1 protein-coding gene and 1 pseudogene are annotated in these 1,403 nt (G+C 70.6%); one reads left to right on the plus strand and one right to left on the minus strand.

Going from position 1 to position 1,403, the window contains the following annotated elements; translation table 11 throughout:
- A pseudogene (locus HC022_RS26580) lies at positions 1-185 on the plus strand (SIR2 family protein); the annotation flags it as partial.
- Positions 186-497: 312 nt separating this feature from the next.
- On the opposite strand, the gene HC022_RS26585 reads toward HC022_RS26580, so the two are convergent.
- Positions 498-1,403: Glu/Leu/Phe/Val dehydrogenase (locus HC022_RS26585; RefSeq protein WP_167454381.1), on the minus strand; the 906-nt coding region annotated here is incomplete at its 5' end.

Below are 1,403 nucleotides of genomic sequence, written 5' to 3' on the forward strand. Positions count from 1 at the left end.
TCGACGACCAGATGCTGCGCACCTTCGCGCGTCAGATCGGCAAGCGTTCGGCCGAGGGCCATGTCGCGGTCATGCCGGGGCCGCTCACGAGGATGGAGGCGCGGTTCCTGGACGAGCTCGGCAACACGTGGCTCGACCTGCCGGTCGCGGCGCTGCGCGAGATGCTCACGGTTCCCGAGGGCTAAGCGCGCGTCCCGGGCAAGCGATGGGACGCCGCGGCACCTCTCCGCGAGCGCGTCCCGACCGGGCCGGCCGGTGGTGGCAGGCGGCGCGGTCCATGAGGTTTCGTTGGGGGGCCTTGGAGGCGGCAGATTGGCGCCTTGGAGAGGCGCATTGAACGTGGGGCGGGCGGCTTGGACTGCCCCTAAGGTCTGACGTTCAAAGGGACTTCAAAGACAACCGGTGAGGCAACCCGGGGATGCCACGCACCCCCGCGCCGGCGTTTCCTGAAGGGTCGCCGAGGGCATCACCCAGGCCCCCCGGCGACCATCCCCCGATCACATCGCGTGGCTCTGGCGCCAGCCGTCCTGCAGGATCTTCTGCACCATGGCGTCGGCTTCCTCGAGCGGCGGGCGGCGGTCCTTGGCGGCCCAGGCGATCAGCTCGCCGAAATTGGCCACCGCCGCCTCGAGCTTGTCCGAGGCCCAGTCCGCATCGCCGATCTGCAGCGCCTCGCGGGCGATGTTGATCAGCCCGCCAGCGTTCACCACGTAATCCGGGCAGTAGAGGATGCCGCGGCGGTGCAGCTCCTGCGCGCAATCGGGCGTCGCGAGCTGGTTGTTCGCCGCGCCGCAGATCATGCGGACCCTGAGCCCGGCAATGCTGTCGTGGTCGATCACGCCCCCCAGCGCGCAGGGCGCGAGGATGTCGGCCTCCTGCGTCAGGATGCGGTCCGGCGCGACGATCTGCACGCCGAGATCGCGGGCCGCATCGACCGCCTTGGGGTTCATGTCCGCCGCCACGACCTGCGCGCCATCCGCGCGCATCTTGCCTGCGAGCGACAGCCCCACATGCCCGAGCCCTTGCAGCGCCACGATCCGGCCGCGCAGGCTGTCGCTTCCGAACACCTGCGCCGCGGCAAGCTTCATGCAGCGGAAGACGCCCTCGGCGGTGATCGGTGAGGGATCGCCGCTGGCGAAGCGCCCGGTGGTGAGGCCCGCCACGTGGGTGGTCTCCTCGGCCACATGCGCCATGTCCGCGGGCGAGACGCCCACGTCCTCGCCGGTGATGTAGCGCCCGTTCAGGGTCTCGATGAAGCGCCCGAAGGCGCGCATCATGGCGGGCGTTTTCTCGTGCTGCGGATCGGCCATGATCACCGCCTTGCCGCCGCCGAAGGGCACACCGGCCAGCGCCGCCTTGGCGGTCATGCCCGCCGAGAGCCGCATGGCATCCGCCAGCGCATC

It is taken from the genome of Salipiger sp. HF18, from assembly GCF_011806505.1.
Lineage (GTDB): Bacteria > Pseudomonadota > Alphaproteobacteria > Rhodobacterales > Rhodobacteraceae > Salipiger > Salipiger thiooxidans.